Here is a 17,774-nt window from a genome sequence, read left to right as displayed (position 1 = left end):
GGGGGTCACCGCGTCTTCGGCGTCAGGACGCGGTCTTCTCCGGCGACCAGGTCGAGCGGCTCGGCGCCGGCGGAAGTCCACAGGTCGATGCGGTGGGTGCGGGTGGGCCGCAGCACGGCGGTGGCGCCGTCCGGGGTCCAGGTGAGGTCGAGTGAGGCGCCGAAGCGGGTGCGGATCCCGCGCAGTGCGCCGCTCGGGTACGCCGGGAGCGGCGCCGGCAGCAGCACCAGCCGGTCGGGGGTGGACTGGACGAGCGCCTCGATCAGCACGGCGGGCAGGGTGTGGGCGGCGTCCGCGTTGTAGACGTGGCGGTGCGGGTAGTGCGCGCTCATCAGGGAGGCGTGGAAGAAGTCGCCGTCGAGGACCTGGCCGAGCGCGTGGGCGACCCGTTCGCCGTCCCGCAGGCGGGCCGCGATCAGCGCGTGGTGCAGATGGCCGTGCGCGGAGTCGTTCTCGGCGCCGCGCAGTTCCAGGGCGCGGTGGGCGGCGGCGGCCAGGTCCGGGGTGTCGTAGGGGGTGATCTCGTCCAGCGGCCAGACGCCGTAGAGGTGGCTGAGGTGCCGGTGGTCGTAGGAGTCCTCCAGGCCGGGCCACGCCCATTCGGCGAGCGCGCCGTCGGCGTTGATCCGGTGCGGGGGCAGCCGGTCGGCGAGCGCCCGCCAGCGGTCGGCGTGCTCCGGGTGGTACGCGGCGGCGGTCCGCAGGGCGTGCCGGGCCGCGGAGAGGTCCATGGCCGCGTTGACGGCGCCCCAGCTCGCGTTGGCGGGCCGGTTCTCGGGCGAGTAGGAGGGGACGACGGCCAGCCGGCCCTCGCTGTCGGTGCGGGTGAGGAAGTCCTCGTAGAACAGGGCGACCTCGGCGAGCGCGGCGGCGGTGCGCGGGTCGCGCCCGCCACGGGTCTCGTCGTGGTCGACGAGGGGCTTGAGCAGCCAGTCGGCGCCGGCCGTCCACAGGTGCAGCGGGTACTCGCGGCTGAAGTGGTACGAGTGCCCCGACTCGCCGTCGCTGTGGGCGGGCGCGACGACGCCCCGGGCGCCGAAGACCGTGCGGGCGTTGTCCCGCCAGTCGGGCAACTGCCGCTGGATCAGGGCGGCCAGGGCCTCGGTGACCTCGGGGAGGGCCGCGGCGGCGGCGGAGGCGGTCTGGAGGTTGAGGTTGGCGTCGTTGGTGAAGGCGCCGGACCAGGCGGTGTCCCAGTCGCCGGTCCACAGTCCGGTGAGGCGGGGCGGGAACAGGCCGCTGGAGGACAGCAGGTGGTAGCGGCCGGCCGCGAAGAGCCTCTCGAGCAGGGCGGCGCTGCGCGGCCGGGTGAGCAGCTCGGAGCCCGGCAGGGCGCGTTCGTCCGGGTCGGCGGCCAGGTCGAGGGTGACCCGTTCGTAGGCGGTGCGGTGCAGGGGCAGGTGGCGGGCGAGGAGGCCGTCGTACGAGGTCCCGGGGGCGTCGTCGAGCAGATCGCGCAGGGCCCGGCCCTCGGCGACCACGTCGATCTCCCCGGTGTGCCGCCGCACCCGGGTGAGCAGCAGCACGGACCGGGCGCCCTCGACGCGCACGCCCGGCGGGGCGAGCGCCGTCCGGCCGCCGGTGACGACGACCAGGGTGACGCCGGTGCAGGCGAGATCGCTGCCCGGGTAGCGGGCGCGCAGGCTCAGCAGGGCGCCCTCGGGGGTGAGGACGGCCCCGTGGCCGACGCCCAGGCCGGCGGGGGCGCCGGGGAGCCTGTGGTCCAGGGAGACGTCGAGGGCGAGTCCGGGCCCGGTGACGTGCTGGACGATCACGTCGTCGGCGCGGGAGACGAAGACCCGGCTGGTCCAGTCGGCGCGGGTGGCCTCCGTGACGCCGGTGGCGAAGTCGACCGCGCGGCGGTATCCGCCCCGGTCCGGGTCGCCGTCCGGGCGGCGCGCCCGGAGCTGGAAGGCGGGGTGGAAGGGCTGCACCCACTGGAGCGGGCGGCCGTCGGTGAAGCCCTCCGCGGCGGTCGGGTCACCGGCGAGCAGCCGGTCCTGGAGGCCGGGCAGTGCGTCGGCCAGCCGGGGTGGCAGCCGGTTCCGGTCGGCGTCCTCGCCCGGACGGACGAGGGTGTGATGGGTGACGACGGTCCGGTCGTCGTCCGGATCGCCGAACACGAGGGCGCCGTGGCGGCCGTTGCCGCTCAGGAAGGCGTCCTCCCAGCGGGCGGCCGGCCGTGGCTCCCAGGTTCCGTGGACGGGCGTGGCGCTCATGGCTTCAGCACCGCCGCGCCGTAGCGTCCGAGGGTGATCCGGTCGGTCACGGCGGCCTCCGTCAGCAGGTCGTGATGGGTTCCCGGGACGTCCACGGTGACCGGCTCGCGGTCGTGGTTGAGCAGGAACAGCAGGTCCCCGCGGCGGACCGCCTCGACTCCGTCCGGGAGCCCGTCGAGCACCGGCCGCACGCCCGCGCCGGTGGCGACGCGGGTCAGGAGCGCGCGCAGCGCCTCGGGTTCGGGGAGCGTCGAGACGTACCAGGCGCGGCCCTTGCGCAGCACGGCGGGCAGCCCGTCGAGTTCCCCGCCCTCGTAGGGGACGGTCTCGTCGGCGGTGCCGTCGGGCTCCAGCTCCTCGGACCACAGGGTGCCGCGCAGGCCGCCCTCGCAGTCGGCGGTCTCCCCCGGCTCCAGCGGCCACCATTCGTGCAGGGTGCGGATGCCGAAGAGGTCCCGCAGCCGGGCGTCCATGCCGCCGGGCCGCACCCGGTCGTCCTGGTCGGCGACGCCGGTCAGGAAGCCGCAGACGAGGGTGCCGCCGCCGCGCACGTAGGCGAGCAGGTTGTCGACGGCCGCGTCGGTGAGGAGGTAGAGCTGCGGGACGACGACCAGCCGGTAGCCGGACAGGTCGTGTCCGGGGTGGGCGAAGTCGGTGGTGAGGCGGGCCTGCCAGAGCGCGCGGTGCCAGGCGCTCAGGACCTGCGGGTAGTCGACCTCGTGGGAGGGCCGGGCCTCCTGGTCGCCGGCCCACCAGGAGTGCCAGTCGTGCAGCACGGCGACGTCGGCGGTGATCCGGCCGCCGGTGACGTGCGGGGCGATCCGGGCCAGGTCCGCGCCGAGCTGCTTGACCTCCTGGTACGCGCGCCCCTGCTCGCCGGCGTGGCCGACCATCCCGGAGTGGAACTTCTCCGCGCCCTGCCGGGACTGGCGCCACTGGAAGTAGCAGACGGCGTCCGCTCCGCGGGCGACGGCCTGGAGCGACCACAGGCGGTTGAGGCCGCGCGGCTTGGGGGGGTTCACGCGCCGCCAGTTGACCGGCCCGGCCGCCTGTTCCATCACCATCCACGGGCCGCGGGCCTGGGAGCGGGTCATGTCCTGGACCAGGGCGCCGCTCTGGGCGCCGAGCGGGTCGCGCGGGTCGGGGTAGAGGTCGACGGAGACGACGTCCTCCTCCTCGGCCCAGCGCCAGGCGTCCTGCCCCGCCCACAGCGGCATGAAGTTGGTGGTGACCGGGAGGTGCGGGGTGTGCCGGCGGACGATGTCGCGTTCGGCGGTGTAGCACTCCAGGAGCATGTCGGAGGTGAAGCGCTTGAAGTCCAGCACCTGGGTGGGGTTCTTCAGGTAGTGCGCGTGGCGGGGCGGCAGCACCTCGGCCCAGTCGCCGTAGCCCTGGCTCCAGAAGGCGGTGCCCCAGGCGGTGTTGAGGGCGTCGAGTGAGCCGTAGCGGTGGCGCAGCCAGTCGCGGAAGCGGGCGGCGGCCTCGTCGCCCCAGTCGTAGGTGCAGTACTCGTTGTTGATGTGCCACAGGGTGAGGGCCGGGTGGCCGGCGTAACGGGCGGCCAGGTCCTCGGTGATGGCGGCGGCGTACCGGCGGTAGGTGGCGCTGGAGTGCGAGAAGTGCTGGCGTCCGCCCCACCACTCGGTCCGGCCCTCCGCGTCCCGGGGCAGGGTGTCGGGGTGGAGGTGCCCCATCCAGGGCGGCGGGGAGGCGGTCGGGGTGGCGAGGACGACGCCGACGCCGTTGTCGTGCATCAGGTCCATCAGCCGGTCCAGCCAGCCGAAGTCCCGTTCTCCCGGGCGGGGTTCGAGCTTCGACCAGGAGAAGACGCCGAGGGTGACGGAGTTGACCCCGGCCTCCTTCATCAGCCGGACGTCCTCCTGCCAGACCTCCTCGGGCCACTGCTCGGGGTTGTAGTCGCCGCCGTAGAGGAGGCGGCCGCGGGTGACATCGCTCAGGTTCGGCATCAGGCGGGCTCCCCGTACTGGATGCCGCGCCCGTTGGTGGCGAGGTAGACCCGGCCGTACACGCGCGGGTCGCCGGTGATGGTCTCGCCGGTCCAGCCCCACTGGTGGTCGTCGTCGTTGATGCGCACCCAGGTCCTCGCCTCGTCGTCGGAGCGGTACACGGCGGTGATCGCCCCGGTGGAGCCGACCTGGTAGACCGCCGGGTAGCCGGCGCCGGCGGCGGCCTTGCCGAAGCCGAGGGTGTGGGAGGCCCGGCAGGTCTCCACCTTGGCGAAGCTCTCGCCCCCGTCGGTCGATCGGTACAGCCCGTTCCCCTTCGTGCTCAGCCACAGGTCGCCGCTGCGGCCGGGCGCCACGGCCAGCTTGAACTGGCTGTCGCCGGCGGGCAGTCCGGTCGCACGGGCGGTGAAGGAGCGGCCGCCGTCGGTGCTGGCGAGCAGCGTTCCCGTGTCGGTGTCGTACGCGTAGAAGAGCGCCGGGTCGGCCGGGTCGGCGACCGGGACGGCACCCTTCGGGAAGGAGGGGACCTCGGCCCAGGTGGCGCCGTTGTCCGCCGAGCGGTGGGCCGGGTACTTCGTTCCGTCCCAGTGCACGAAGGACCACAGGAGCACGCTGCCGTCGGCGTTGGCGGCGATCGGCCCCGGCGCGTCCTTGGCGAGGGAGGGCTGGGCCGCGAAGGGCGCCCAGGTCCGCCCGCCGTCGTGGGAGTACGCGCCGTTGCCGTTCTCGCCCCAGCCCGCCCGGACGACGTACGCCGGTCTGCGCGCGGCCTGCGCGAGTCCCGTCGCCGATCCGAAGACGGGGTTCGTCGCCATGCCGTGCGCCGGGGACGAGGTGAGCCGCTCGTGGTACATCACGCCGATGTCCCGCGACCCGCTGATCAGGTGTGCCCTCCCGGTCGGGGGCGAGACCAGCTGGGTCACGGACGCCTCCTCCAGGCCGCGGATCCGCGGGGCCCAGTGGCGCAGGTCCCGGGTGCCGTAGAGGGTGGCGCCGGTGCCGTACACCAGGTGCTCCGAGTCGTACGGGTCGAGGGCGAGCGCCTGGATCCACCAGCCGAACTTGGGCTCGCCCTCGCCCCACTCCAGGTACGGGGTCTCGGAGACGTCGAGCACGGCGGTGTCCTTCAGCGAGCGCCAGCTGCGGCCGCCGTCGGTGGACCGGTACAGCGTGTCGACCGCCGCCCAGCGGTTGTTGGTGGAGACGACGACGGTGCCGGGCCGGCGGGCGTCCACGGCGACCCCGCCGTAGCCGAAGGTGTCGGCGGCGCCTTCGGCCGTGGTCCCGCCCGGCTTCACGGGCGTGACCTCGGTCCACCCGCCGCCGGCGGTGCGCAGCTTGTGCACGCTGCCGTCGGACTGGCCGTTGGGGCCGGCCGCGTCGGCGTAGGTCACGTACAGCTCGCGGGTGTGCCGGTCGTACGCGGCCCGGATCGGCACGCGCGCGGCGGTACCGGACGGCTGCCCGGGGACCGCCTCCCAGGTGGCGCCGTCGAAGGTGCGGAACAGGTTCGCACCGCCGCCGTCGCCCCAGCCGGCGTAGACGGTGCGCCCGGCGGCGACCAGGAGCGTGACGCCCTGACCGGTGGCGGACGGGGTGGCGGGGAATCCGCTCGCCGGCGCCCAGGTGGCGCCCCGGTCGGTGGACCTGAGCAGTCCGTCGTGCCGGGTGCCGAGCCACAGGGTGTCGCTGTCCCGGGGGTCGACGAGGAGCCGCTCACCGGCGCCCCGGCCGTCCTCGTTGGCGCCGAGCTTCACGGTGAGGTCGGTGCGCCGCCAGGTGGCGCCGCGGTCGTCCGAGCGCAGCACCGCGCCGTTGTCCGCCCACGACTGGGCGTAGGTGCCACAGGCCAGGTAGATCCGGTCCGGGTGGGCGGGGTCGACCGCCATCGCCTCGACCCCGAGCAGGTTCCAGTCGTCCCACCCGATGTGGTCGAGCAGCGGGATCCAGCGGTCGCGCCGGTCGTCCCAGCGGTAGGCGCCCCCGATGTCGGTCCGGGCGTAGGCGAGCCCGCGCACCCGGGGGTGGAACAGCACACCGGTGATGAACCCGGTCCCGCCGATGACGACGTTGCGCCAGCGGTAGGCGGAGACCCCGGCGGCCTCCGCCGGGCCGGCGAGGGCGGGAACACCGGCGACGGCGGCGGCGGCCGCCGCTCCGGCGAGAACGGCACGGCGGCTCAGAAGGGACGCGAACATGACAGGGTGACCTCGCATCGGGAGTGAGCGGAGACGCTTCAGGGGCGCGGGGCTGTGTCCGGCATGCGGCTTTGCCGCGCGGGCGCGACCAGCCACGGCGAACCCGCGGCCGAACGACCGCGCAGCCCCCGGAAGGACAAGGGCGTCAGCCCTTCACCGCACCGGTGAGCATGCCCTTCTTGAAGTGCTTCTGGACGAACGGCGACAACACGGCCACCGGCAACAACGCCATCACCATGACGGCCATCTGCACGGCGAGACCGGACAGCTCACCGGTCTTGATCGCCTGGCCCAGGCCGACCGGCGCCTCCTGCTTCTGTACCAGCTGGATCATGACGTTCTGCAGCGGCAGCATGTCCTGGTCGTTCAGGTACAGGGAGGCGTTGAACCAGGCGCTCCAGTACCCGACGGCGTAGAACAGCGTGATCACCGCGACGACCGCACGGGAGAGCGGCAGCACGATCTGCCACAGGATGCGCAGGTCCCCGGCGCCGTCGATGCGGGCGCTGTCGATCAGCTCCTGCGAGATGCCCATGAAGAAGCCGCGCAGCACCAGGATGTTGAAGACGCTGATCGCGCTGGGCAGGATCAGCGCGAGGTAGGTGTCCGTCAGGCCCAGGGACTGCACCAGCAGGTAGGTGGGGATGAGGCCGGCGCTGAAGAACATCGTGGCCAGCAGCACCATGAGGAGCCAGCGGTGGCCCAGGGAGCCGCTGCGGGACAGCCCGTAGGCGCACAGCACCGACACCACCATCGAGAACACGGTGCCGACGAGGGTGATGCCGATGCTGACGAGCGCGGCCCGGGTGACCTGGCCGCCGCTGAGCAGCTCCTGGTAGGCGACGAAGGTGATGTCCGTCGGGATCATCACCAGCCCGCCGGCCTCGTCGATGGCCTTGCGCGTGGACAGGCTGGTGACCACGACGATCCACAGCGGGAACAGGATGGCCAGGCAGGCGAAGAGCAGGACCAGCCCCTTGCCGGCGAGCCCGGCCCGGCTGGGCTTCTCCTCCCACACCGGCCGCGGCGGGGCCGCCCAGCGGCCGGGCGTGCGCGCGGGCTTGTCGATGACGGCGCTCACTTCTTGTACACCCCCTGCTCGCCCATGAGATGGGCCACCTTGTTCGCTATCAGGACCAGGCCGAGACTGATGACGCCCTTGACGAGTCCCGCGGCGGCCGCGTAGCCGAAGTCCTGGTTGCGCACGCCGTTCCACCACACGAAGGTGTCGAGGACCTCCGAGGCCTCCGGTCCGACCATGTCGCGCTGCAGCAGGATCTGTTCGAAGCCGACCGTCAGGGCGTCGCCGACGCGCAGCACCAGCAGCAGGGCGATCACCGGGCGCAGCGCGGGCAGCGTGACGTGCCACATGCGGCGCCAGCGGTTCGCGCCGTCCATCGCGGCGGCCTCGTACAGGTCGGGGCTGACCGAGGCCAGCGCGGCGAGGAAGACGATGATCCCCCAGCCGGCGTCCTTCCACACGCTCTGCGCGGTGACCAGGAACTTGAAGGTCTCCGGGTCGGTCATGAGGCTGAGCCCGTCGTACCCGTGGTCGCGCAGCAGCTGGGACAGCAGCCCGGCGCCGCCGAACAGCTGCTGGAAGACGGCTATGACCAGCACCCACGAGAAGAAGTGCGGCAGGTAGAGGATCGCCTGCGAGACCGCCCGCACCCGGGGCCTGACCACGCTGTTGATGAGCAGCGCGAGCAGGATGGGGATCGGGAAGTACAGCACCAGCTGGAGGAAGAACAGCACCAGTGTGTTCTGCACCGCGTTCCAGAAGGCGGAGTCCTCGAAGATGCGCTGGAAGTTCTCCAGGCCCACCCACGGGCTGTGCAGGATGGAGACGACCCCGTTGTCACTGACGTAGGGGTCGTACTCCTGGAACGCGACGACGTTGCCGAGGATCGGCACGTAGTTGAAGAGCAGCACCAGCAGGATCGCCGGCAGCGTCATCAGCAGCAGGACGCGGTCGCGTCGGAACCTCAGCCGCAGGCTGAGCTTCCCGGCGGGTGGCTTCTTCGTGGCCCCGGTGGCGCCGCCGTGCGCCGCCGGGGAATTCTCCGTCGCTTCGGCCTCGGTGTCGGTCCGAGGCACCGTGCTGTGGGACACGGCGGTTCTCCTTGCCTCGGTCCCCGGTCAGCCGGCCGCCGGGCCGTTCTCGTCGAGGATCTTCTTGTACCAGTCGCGGAGCTCGTCGCCGCCCTTGCTCTTCCAGTCGGAGACGGCCTGCTGCACGTCGCTGACCTTCTTGCGGCCGCGGACGACGTCGTCCTCCAGCTGCTCGAAGTCGTTGGAGAGGTTGGTGTAGCGGGCGGGCTCGGTGATCTGCATGCCGTAGAAGGACGGCTTCCTGGTGAAGGCGCCCATCCGCTGCTGCCACTCCACCTGTCCCTTGGCGACCTCGGGGAAGTCGGGGTGGGCGATGGTGGCGGCGGGGCTCGCGACCATCACGTAGGCGTTCATCACGTCGATGTTGCCCTGGTCGGTCTTGGTGGGCACGCCGTCCTTGACGGTGTAGTGGGTGCCCTCCACGCCGTAGTTGGTGGCCATGTACTCCTTGGTGCCGTACGGCGCGGCGGTGACGTTGGCGACGGCCAGCACGTCGCGGATCACGGCCTCGGAGGCCTTCTTGTTGACGAAGGCGAAGATGCTCGCCGGGTTCTGCGCCCACAGCGTGGGGTCGCCGCCGTCGTGGCCGAAGAAGTCCATGCCCCAGATCTTGAACTCGGGGTTCTGGGTGGCCTGCTCGGCGGTGCGGCTCCACCACTGCGACATGTCCTGGTTGTAGATCAGGAACTCGCCGGCGGCGAACTTGGGGCCGGGGTCGGTGGCGTTGCTCTTGCCCAGCTCGGCGTCCGGGTGCACGACGCCGGCGGCGAACAGCTTGCGCGTCCACTCCAGGGCCTCGAGGTACTCCTCGGTCTCGATGCGGTAGACCAGCTTGCCGTCGACCAGGTTCCAGCCCAGCGACTTCTCGTTGCCGGAGAGCACCCCGAAGGCGTTGAAGGCGGTCCACTTCATGTCCAGGCAGGCCCAGCGCTTGGCCTTGGCGTTGGTGGCGTCCTTGGCCAGCTCCATGAACTCGTCGCACGAGCGGGGGACCTCGTAGCCCTCCTTCTCGAAGATGTCCTGACGGTAGAGCGGGACGATGCCGGTGACGTACGAGGACGGCATGGGCAGGCCGCGCAGCTTGCCGCCGAAGATGGACCGCTGCCAGGCGTCGGTGGGGATCGCCGCGAGGTTCGGGTAGTCCTTGACGGCGTCGCCGGACAGGTACGGGCCGAGGTCGGCGAACTTGCTGATGATGGCGCTGGGGATCTTGCCCGTCATGTTCCAGCCGGGCACGACCACCACGTCGGGCACCTCGCTGGAGGCGAGGACGGCGCCGAGCTTCTGGTCGTAGGTGTTGCCGTCCTGGTTCTGCCAGACCACGTCGACGCCGATGAGGTCGTTCATCGACGTGTAGTAGGCGTTGTCGTCCTTGGGCGGGGAGCCCCAGAACGGCGACATGACGGTGACCTTGCCGCCCTTGCCTAGCTTCTTCGGCACCGACGTCTTCAGGCCCGCCAGGTCGAGCTTGCTGGTGAAGCCGACCGCGGAACCGTTCTTGCTGGGGATGTCGGGGGTGACCACGTGGCTCGCCACGTACGCCGGGAGGATCTTCTTGGCGTCCTTGCCCGACGTGGTGCCGTCCCGCGAACCTCCGTCGGACCCGCCGCACGCGGCGAGCAGCGGCACTCCTCCGGCCACCGCTGCGGTGGCGACCGCCGTGGAGGCGAGGAAGCTTCTCCGGCTCGGTCCGGAGGAGGTGGGGGCGGCGTTCGGCGTCATTGCGTCAACCCTTCATGGCGCACCAGGACACCCGGCAGGTGGCTGTCGGCTGTGGTGTCTTCGGTGGAACTGGCTGAGCCGAAGCGGTGGTTCGGCGGAAGGTGCGCCGGAAAGGCGGGCCTCTCAGTCGAAGCGCTTCGATGTTGCTGCGAGGTTAAGTGAACACCCAGGGGCACACAAGGGTCACATCCAAGATTCCTCGGATGTATGCACGATCGCGATGCAGCCATCATGTCCATGGGTCACCCACGAGGCGATCGATCCGGTGTCCTGGATCCCTTGACACCCACCCCTGCCCCGAATGAGCATCGAAGCGCTTCGAAAGCGCCTCGTCGCTCCATCCCGAGGGGAACTCCACGTGACCGCACAAATGCCGCCTACGCCGCCTTTCCGCGATACGACCCTGTCGTTCGCGAAGCGCATCGACGACCTCCTGTCGCGGCTCACCCTCGACGAGAAGATCGGATTTCTGCACCAGTTCGCGCCGGCCGTCGAGCGTCTGGACGTCGCCGCCTTCCGCACCGGGCAGGAGGCCCTGCACGGCGTCGCCTGGATGGGCCCGGCGACGGTGTTCCCGCAGGCCGTCGGCCTGGGCGCCACCTGGAACCAGGAACTGGTGCGCCGGGTCGGCGAGGCGGTGTCCCGCGAGGTCCGCGCGATGCGCGCCCGCGACGAGCGCGTCGGCCTCAACGTCTGGGCGCCGACCGTCAACCTGCTGCGCCACCCCCTGTGGGGCCGCAACGAGGAGGGCTACTCGGAGGACCCGAAGCTCACCTCGGCGATCGCCACCGCCTACACCCAGGGCCTGCGCGGCGACCATCCGGTGTACTGGCGCACCGCCCCCGTCCTCAAGCACTGGCTGGCGCACAACAACGAGACGGAGCGCGACACCACCTCCAGCTCCGTCCGCCCGCGCGTGCTCCACGAGTACGACCTGCGCGCCTTCCGCGAGGCCGTCGAGGCGGGCGGGGTGGCCGGCGTGATGCCGGCGTACAACCTGGTCAACGGCCGCCCGAACCACGTGTCGCCGTATCTGCGCGAGCAGCTGCGCACCTGGACCGAGGAGGACCTGCTGGTCTGCTCGGACGCCGGAGCCCCGTCCAACCTGGTCGACTCCGAGCACTACTTCGACACCCACGAGGAGGCCACCGCGGCGGCCCTGCGGGCCGGGGTGGACAGCTTCACCGACCACGGCACCGACGGCTCGACGATCATCGGACGTATCAAGGGCGCGCTGGAGCGGGGTCTGCTGACGGAGGCCGACGTCGACGCGGCCGTACGCCGTCAGCTCTCGGTGCGGTTCCGGCTCGGCGAGTTCGACCCGGGCGCGGACCCGTACGCCGGGGAGCAGCCCTTCGACACCCCGGAGCACCGGGCGCTCGCCCAGGAGGCCGCCGAGCAGGCGATCGTCCTGCTGAAGAACGACGGCGCGCTGCCGCTCACCGCGGACGCCCGGGTCGCGGTCGTCGGACTGCTCGCCGACGAGTGCAAGCTCGACTGGTACAGCGGCAGCCTCATCCACCGCGTCACCCCGCTGGAGGGCCTCCGCGAGCGCTTCGGCGCCGAGCGCGTGGAGTTCGCCGAAGGCGTGGACCGGGTACTGCTGAAGACCTCCGCCGGTACGTTCCTGCACGTCCCGCCGGCCCCCGAGGCCCCCGGGGCGGCACGTGGCGCCGAGGGCGCGCTCGACCCGGCACTGCTCGCCGGCCGCACCGACCTGCCGCCGCTCACCGCCGGGGCGGACGGCACCGAGCTCGCCCTGGCCGACTGGGGCGAGGGCGTGCTCACCCTGCGGGCGCCCGACGGCCGCTACCTCTCCGTCGCCGAGGACGGGTACCTGCGCGCCTCCGCCGACCAGCCGGGCGGCTGGGTCGTGCAGGAGACGTTCCGGCTGGAACCGCACGGGGACGGTCACCTCCTCAGGCATGTGGGGACAGGACGCCACGTGCAGGTCGCCGCCGACGGCGTGAAGGTTGCCGAGGAGGATCCCGAGGTCTTCGACCTGGTCGTCGTCGAGCGCGGGCAGGACGCGGTCACGCGCGCCGCGGCCGACGCCGACGTGGTCGTGGTGGTCGCCGGCAACGATCCGCACATCAACGGGCGCGAGACCGAGGACCGGACGACGCTGCGGCTGCCCGCCCAGCAGGAGCGGCTGCTGCGCGCGGCCCGCGCCGCCAACCCGAACACGGTGCTGGTGCTGACCTCCGCCTACCCGTACGCGGTGGACGCGGCGGACCTCCCGGCGCTGCTGTGGACCGCGCACGGCGGGCAGGCCGCGGGCACCGCGCTGGCCCGCGTGCTCGCCGGCGACGTCTCCCCCGCCGGCCGGCTGCCGCAGACCTGGTACGCCGACGACGCCGACCTGCCGGACCTCCTCGACTACGACGTGATCGGCGGCCGGCAGACCTACCTGTACTTCGAGGGCACGCCGCTGTTCCCCTTCGGGCACGGCCTGTCGTACGCGGACTTCTCCTACGGGGAGCTGACGGCGGACGTCGTCGGGTCGGCGGTGCACGTCTCCTTCGCCGTCACCAACACCGGTGACGTCACCGCCGACGAGGTGCCCCAGCTCTACGCCCGGGCCGTGCACCCCTCGGTCCCGCGTCCGCGCCGCGAGCTGCTGGCGCACCGGAGGGTGACGCTGGCGCCCGGGGAGTCGGCCCGGCTGTCCTTCGTGCTGCCGCTGTCCGCCTTCGCGTTCTGGGACGTGGCGGCGGGCCGGTGGCGGGTGGAGCCGGGGGCGTACGAGCTGCTGGCCGGGGCCTCCAGCGAGGACGTGCGCGCACGGGCCACCGTGACGCTGGAGGGCGAGCCGGCGGCTCCGCGCACCGTGCTCGCACACGGTCTGGACGGCGCCGACTTCGACGAGCAGAGCGGCATCGAGATCGTCGACCGGACGAAGACGGTGGGCGACTCGGTCACCGCCGCGGCCGGCAAGGAAGGCGAACTGCTCTTCCGGGGCTGCGACTTCGGTGGCGGGGCGACGGAGGTGACCGTCGAGGTCTCCGGCGGGGGAACGGTCGAACTGTCCCTCGACGGCGGACCGGTGCTCGCCGAGCTGTCCCCGGAGGCGCCCACGTCGGGGCCGTACGACTACACCACGCTCCGCGCGTCCCTCGCCGTCGTCGACGGTGTGCACGACGTGCGCCTGCGACTGCGCGGCCCGCTGCGGCTCGCGCACGTCGGCTTCTCCGGTTGAGGGTCCGGACGCGGCCGGCGCGATGATGGGGCCCGGCACCGGTGGGAACCGGTGCCGGGCCCCTTCCCGTCGGGCGCGGGCTTCCCGGAGCGGCGCCCTTCCGGAGGCGGTCCGGGCCCTGGGACCCGACCCGTCCCTCGGGAAGCCGCGCAGTCCCTATGATGCCGAGGTCAGTTTTAACGGAGGGGAGAGCGTCTTCATGTCCGGCACCAATCCCGCACCCGGTGGGTTCGGGCCGCCGTCCCAGCCCCCGCAGCAGCCGGGTCCGGGGTACGGCCATCCGCAGTCCGGCCCTTCCTACGGTTACCCGGCGGGCCCCGCCCCGCAGGGCATGCCCCCCGCGCCCTACCCGCAGACGCCCGGCTACGGCATGCCCCTGCAGCCGAGCAACGGCATGGGGACCACCGGACTGGTGCTGGGCATCATCGGCCTGGTCTGCAGCCTCACCTTCTTCCTGTGGTTCTTCGGCGTGATCCTGGGCATCCTGGCGATCGTCTTCGGCGCCGTCGGCCGGGGGAAGGCGAGCCGCGGCGAGGCCACCAACAAGGGCGCGGCGACCGCCGGGCTCGTCTGCGGCATCGTGGCCACGGTGATCCTGCCGCTGCTCGGCATCCTGCTGTTCGCCAGTGTCATGGGAGGCGCCGCGTCCTGACCGCCCGTCCCCCGGAGGGCCGGTCCGCGCGGACCGGCCCTCCGTCGTGTGCGGAGGCGTCCGTTCAGCCGGTGCGCAGTCGTCTGCGGGCCTCCATCAGCGCGAACCCCAGCAGGTTCGGGCCCCGCCAGCGCTCCGGATCACACGCCCGCTCGTCGTCGGCCGCGAGGCCGATGCCCCACACCCGGTCCACCGGGCTCGCCTCGACCAGGACCCTCCCCCAGCCTCCGGCCGGGGGGACCCCCGTCTCGCTTCGCTCGCCCGTGCCCAGCAGAAAGGCCCGCAGGCCGTCGTGGGCCGCGAACTTGTGCACGCTGCCCTCGACGACGATCCCGAACCGCTCCCGGCGCCATGTCTCCTCGTCGAAGCCCCGCACCAGCCGTCCGGCCTTCTTCGCCTGCGAGGGGTGCCCCGCGGCCAGCACCCGCCGCTCCCCCTCCCGGTCCCCGAACAGCCGGGCCTTGGCCGCCATCATCCAGTGCTCGGCGGTCGCGTACTCCACGCCGTCCACCGTGAACGGCGACGGCCACCACTGGCTCAGACAGCTCGCCCCGATCCGGCCGTCGGGCAGGGGCCGGTGCCCCCAGAAGTGCAGATACCTGATCCGCGCCCCGGCACGGACCGCCTCGATCAGCGTCTCCCGCGAGTACGTCGTCCCCGTGATCCTCTCCATGTACGCGAGTCTGGCAGCAACCACTGACACTCCGTCCTGCCTTTTCCGTGGCAACTCGACACCTGGTCGACAGATTCCGTCGCGTAACCAAAAGGAAACAACGGAATCACTTGTTGGAGTTCTATCACTCTGTCAGGATCGGCACTCAAATCGAGCTGGAGTCACGCCGCCCCCCTCGGGGACACGGAGGAGAGCGACATGCACGACCCGGGCAGCACCACCCCGGAGCGGTTTCCCGCCCGGGACCGGTTCGCGGACGGCGCGCAGTTCGTCGCGGGCCGCCTGGCGAAGGGCACCTCGGGCCGCACCCACGCGGTCGTCGACCCGGCCACCGGTGCCGAGGCGTACACGTACGAACTCGCCGGCCCCGACGACGTCGACGCGGCCGTCGCCGCCGCGCGCGAGGCGTTCGCCGGGTGGGCCGGCGCCACACCCGGTGAACGCTCCGACGCCCTGCACCGGTTCGCCGCCGTCGTCGCCGAGCGCGCGGAGGACTTCGCCCGCGCGGAGTCGCTGCAGTGCGGCAAACCCCTGAAGCTGAGCCGCGAGTTCGACGTGCCGGGCACGATCGACGACATCGCCTTCTTCGCCGGGGCCGCCCGCCACCTCACGGGCCGGTCGGCGGGCGAGTACTCCGGCGACCACACCTCCTACGTCCGCCGTGAGCCCATCGGCGTCGTGGGCTCCGTGGCGCCCTGGAACTATCCGCTCCAGATGGCCGCCTGGAAGATCCTCCCGGCGATCGCCGCGGGCAACACCGTCGTCCTCAAGCCGGCCGAGCTCACCCCGCTGACCTCGCTCCTCCTCGCCCAGGCCGCCACCGACGCGGGCCTCCCGGACGGTGTGGTCAACATCGTCACCGGGACCGGCGAGGAGGCGGGCGAACACCTGGTCGGCCACCCCGACGTGGCCATGACCTCCTTCACCGGCTCCACCGCCGTCGGCAAGCGGGTGGCCGAGATCGCCACCGCCACCGTCAAGCGCCTCCACCTGGAGCTCGGCGGCAAGGCCCCCTTCGTCGTCTTCGACGACGCGGACCTCGACGCCGCCGTCAACGGCGCGGTCGCGGGCGCACTGATCAACACCGGCCAGGACTGCACGGCCGCCACCCGCGCGTACGTGCAGCGCCCGCTGTACGAGGCGTTCGTCGAGCGCACCGCCGCCCTGATGGAGACCGTCCGGCTCGGCGACCCCTTCGCCCCCGGCACCGACCTGGGCCCGGTGGTCTCGCACGCCCAGCGCGACCGGGTGGCCGGCTTCGTCGACCGGGCGCGCGCCTACGCGCGCGTGGTGACCGGCGGCGAAGCACCCCTGGGCGAGCTGGCGGACGGCGCGTACTATCGCCCCACGCTCATCACCGGAGCGCCGCAGGACAGCGAGGTCGTGCAGTCCGAGATCTTCGGGCCGGTGCTGGTCGTCCTGCCCTTCGACACCGACGACGAGGGCATCGCACTGGCCAACGACACCCCCTACGGGCTCGCCGCCTCCGCCTGGAGCCGGGACGTGTACCGCACGGGCCGCGCCACCCGCGAGATCAGGGCGGGATGCGTGTGGATCAACGACCACATCCCGATCATCAGCGAGATGCCGCACGGCGGCTACAAGGCGTCCGGCTTCGGCAAGGACATGTCCGCCTACTCGTTCGAGGAGTACACGCAGGTCAAGCACGTCATGTTCGACAACACCGCGGTGGTCCGCAAGGACTGGCACCGCACCGTCTTCGGGGACCGATAGCAGCCAGGCCGCCCGACCCGCGGCCATCCTCCCGAAAGGGCACCACGCGCATGGAGCAGTACGAGCCCGACCGCCTCTCCCCGGCCCGGGCGGCCGCCGTGCGGCGCAGCCTCCGCGACGGCAGGGCGGCCCTGTCCCGCCGGTCCCTGCTGCGCGCCTCCGCGGGCGGCGCGCTCGCGGTCGGCGGACTCGGCGCGCTGAGCGGCTGCGGCATCCCCGCCGCCGGCGACACCCAGGGCGGTGTCCCGGCGGAGGACCACTCGGAGAAGGAGAAGTCGGTCAGCTTCTCCAACTGGACCGAGTACATGGACGTCGACGAGAGCGGGCGCCGTCACCCCACGCTGGAGGCGTTCACGAAACGCACCGGCATCGCGGTCGAGTACACCGAGGACATCAACGACAACAGCGAGTTCTTCGGCAAGGTCAAGCCGCAGCTCGCCGCGGGCCAGGACACCGGCCGCGACCTCGTCGTCCTCACCGACTGGCTGGCCGCCCGCCTGATCCGCCTCGGCTGGGTGCAGAAGCTCGACCCCGCCAACCTCCCGCACGCCTTCGCCAACCTCTCGCCCCAGTTCCGCAGCCCCGACTGGGACCCGGGCCGCGCCTACTCCTACCCCTGGCAGGGCATCGCGACCGTCATCGCCTACAACAAGAAGGCGCTCGACGGCGTCGAGGTGAAGACCTTCTCCGACCTGCTGGACAACCCGAAGCTCAAGGGCCGGGTCGGACTGCTCACCGAGATGCGCGACACCATGGGTCTGACCCTGCTCGACATGGGCAAGGAGCCGGAGAAGTTCACCGCCGACGACTACGACGCGGCGCTCGCCCGGCTCCAGAGGGCCGTCGACAAGGGCCAGATCCGCCGCTTCACCGGCAACGACTACACCGCGGACATCAGCAAGGGCGACTTCGCCGCCTGTGCGGCCTGGGCCGGGGACGTCGTCCAGCTGAAGGCGGACAACCCGGACATCGGCTTCCTGATCCCCGACAGCGGCTACATGATGTCCAGCGACAACCTGCTGGTCCCCAACAAGGCCCGCCACAAGACCAACGCCGAGCGGCTGATCGACTACTACTTCGAGCCGCGGGCCGCCGCGGAGCTCGCCGCCTACATCAACTTCGTCTGCCCGGTCGAGGGGGTCAAGGACGAGCTCGCGAAGATCGACGAGGACGCGGCGAACAATCCGCTGATCCTCCCCGACAAGGCCATGCAGGCCAAGTCCCGTGCCTTCCGCTCCCTGAGCGCCGAGGAAGAGACGGAATTCGAAGAGAAGTTCGCGAAGCTCACTGGGGCGTGA

General features: G+C 72.1%; 11 protein-coding genes. 4 read left to right on the top strand and 7 right to left on the bottom strand.

Going from position 1 to position 17,774, the window contains the following annotated elements; all coding sequences use genetic code 11:
- Positions 1-5: 5 nt before the first annotated feature.
- The 6 genes from ACZ8ZB_RS24815 to ACZ8ZB_RS24790 form a co-directional block, all read right to left on the bottom strand.
- Positions 6-2,219 carry a glycosyl hydrolase family 95 catalytic domain-containing protein gene (locus ACZ8ZB_RS24815; protein ID WP_470739839.1) on the bottom strand — a complete coding sequence of 738 codons (2,214 nt, stop codon included), beginning with the start codon at positions 2,217-2,219 and terminating at the stop codon, positions 6-8.
- Positions 2,216-4,186: a beta-galactosidase gene (locus ACZ8ZB_RS24810; protein WP_470739838.1), complete on the bottom strand. Its 1,971-nt coding sequence runs from the start codon at positions 4,184-4,186 to the stop codon at positions 2,216-2,218. Before ACZ8ZB_RS24810 ends, ACZ8ZB_RS24815 begins: the two co-directional genes overlap by 4 nt.
- Positions 4,186-6,384 (bottom strand): 1,4-beta-glucanase, encoded by a 2,199-nt coding sequence (locus ACZ8ZB_RS24805; protein ID WP_470739837.1) that lies wholly within the window; start codon positions 6,382-6,384, stop codon positions 4,186-4,188. Before ACZ8ZB_RS24805 ends, ACZ8ZB_RS24810 begins: the two co-directional genes overlap by 1 nt.
- Before the next feature lie 145 nt (positions 6,385-6,529).
- The gene (locus tag ACZ8ZB_RS24800) at positions 6,530-7,465 is read right to left on the bottom strand and encodes a carbohydrate ABC transporter permease (RefSeq protein WP_470739836.1); all 936 of its coding nucleotides are present in this window, start codon (positions 7,463-7,465) and stop codon (positions 6,530-6,532) included.
- Positions 7,462-8,496 carry an ABC transporter permease gene (locus ACZ8ZB_RS24795; protein ID WP_470739835.1) on the bottom strand — a complete coding sequence of 345 codons (1,035 nt, stop codon included), beginning with the start codon at positions 8,494-8,496 and terminating at the stop codon, positions 7,462-7,464. The genes ACZ8ZB_RS24800 and ACZ8ZB_RS24795 overlap by 4 nt, the downstream gene beginning before the upstream one ends.
- A 27-nt stretch (positions 8,497-8,523) precedes the next feature.
- On the bottom strand, positions 8,524-10,218 hold the full coding sequence (locus tag ACZ8ZB_RS24790; RefSeq protein WP_470739834.1) for an extracellular solute-binding protein: 1,695 nt from the start codon (positions 10,216-10,218) through the stop codon (positions 8,524-8,526).
- A gap of 358 nt (positions 10,219-10,576) precedes the next feature.
- Between ACZ8ZB_RS24790 and ACZ8ZB_RS24785 the strand changes: the two genes are divergently transcribed.
- Together ACZ8ZB_RS24785 and ACZ8ZB_RS24780 are read left to right on the top strand one after the other, a co-directional pair.
- Entirely contained in the window at positions 10,577-13,417 is a 2,841-nt protein-coding gene (locus tag ACZ8ZB_RS24785; protein WP_470739833.1) for a glycoside hydrolase family 3 C-terminal domain-containing protein, read from the top strand.
- Between the two features lie 199 nt (positions 13,418-13,616).
- Positions 13,617-14,069: a DUF4190 domain-containing protein gene (locus ACZ8ZB_RS24780; protein WP_470739832.1), complete on the top strand. Its 453-nt coding sequence runs from the start codon at positions 13,617-13,619 to the stop codon at positions 14,067-14,069.
- Between the two features lie 64 nt (positions 14,070-14,133).
- Here ACZ8ZB_RS24780 and ACZ8ZB_RS24775 read toward each other — a convergent pair whose 3' ends face one another.
- A complete protein-coding gene (locus tag ACZ8ZB_RS24775) occupies positions 14,134-14,742 on the bottom strand; it encodes an NADAR family protein (protein ID WP_470739831.1) in 609 nt (202 codons plus the stop codon).
- A gap of 198 nt (positions 14,743-14,940) precedes the next feature.
- Here ACZ8ZB_RS24775 and ACZ8ZB_RS24770 point away from each other — a divergent pair, with 198 nt between their 5' ends.
- On the top strand, positions 14,941-16,476 hold the full coding sequence (locus tag ACZ8ZB_RS24770; protein ID WP_470739830.1) for a gamma-aminobutyraldehyde dehydrogenase: 1,536 nt from the start codon (positions 14,941-14,943) through the stop codon (positions 16,474-16,476).
- 50 nt (positions 16,477-16,526) lie between these two features.
- Positions 16,527-17,774: a polyamine ABC transporter substrate-binding protein gene (locus ACZ8ZB_RS24765; RefSeq protein ID WP_470739829.1), complete on the top strand. Its 1,248-nt coding sequence runs from the start codon at positions 16,527-16,529 to the stop codon at positions 17,772-17,774.

The sequence above is a fragment of the Streptomyces sp. 12E genome, assembly GCF_055633275.1.
This window is presented reverse-complemented; position numbering and strand designations above follow the sequence as displayed.

Bases quoted from the DNA above. Each gene is read 5' to 3' on its own strand.
- ACZ8ZB_RS24770 (WP_470739830.1), top strand. From the start codon at position 14,941: ATGCACGACCCGGGCAGCACCACCCCGGAGCGGTTTCCCGCCCGGGAC.
- ACZ8ZB_RS24805 (WP_470739837.1), bottom strand. From the start codon at position 6,384: ATGTTCGCGTCCCTTCTGAGCCGCCGTGCCGTTCTCGCCGGAGCGGCG.
- ACZ8ZB_RS24780 (WP_470739832.1), top strand. From the start codon at position 13,617: ATGTCCGGCACCAATCCCGCACCCGGTGGGTTCGGGCCGCCGTCCCAG.
- ACZ8ZB_RS24765 (WP_470739829.1), top strand. From the start codon at position 16,527: ATGGAGCAGTACGAGCCCGACCGCCTCTCCCCGGCCCGGGCGGCCGCC.
- ACZ8ZB_RS24810 (WP_470739838.1), bottom strand. From the start codon at position 4,186: ATGCCGAACCTGAGCGATGTCACCCGCGGCCGCCTCCTCTACGGCGGC.
- ACZ8ZB_RS24775 (WP_470739831.1), bottom strand. From the start codon at position 14,742: ATGGAGAGGATCACGGGGACGACGTACTCGCGGGAGACGCTGATCGAG.
- ACZ8ZB_RS24790 (WP_470739834.1), bottom strand. From the start codon at position 10,218: ATGACGCCGAACGCCGCCCCCACCTCCTCCGGACCGAGCCGGAGAAGC.
- ACZ8ZB_RS24815 (WP_470739839.1), bottom strand. From the start codon at position 2,219: ATGAGCGCCACGCCCGTCCACGGAACCTGGGAGCCACGGCCGGCCGCC.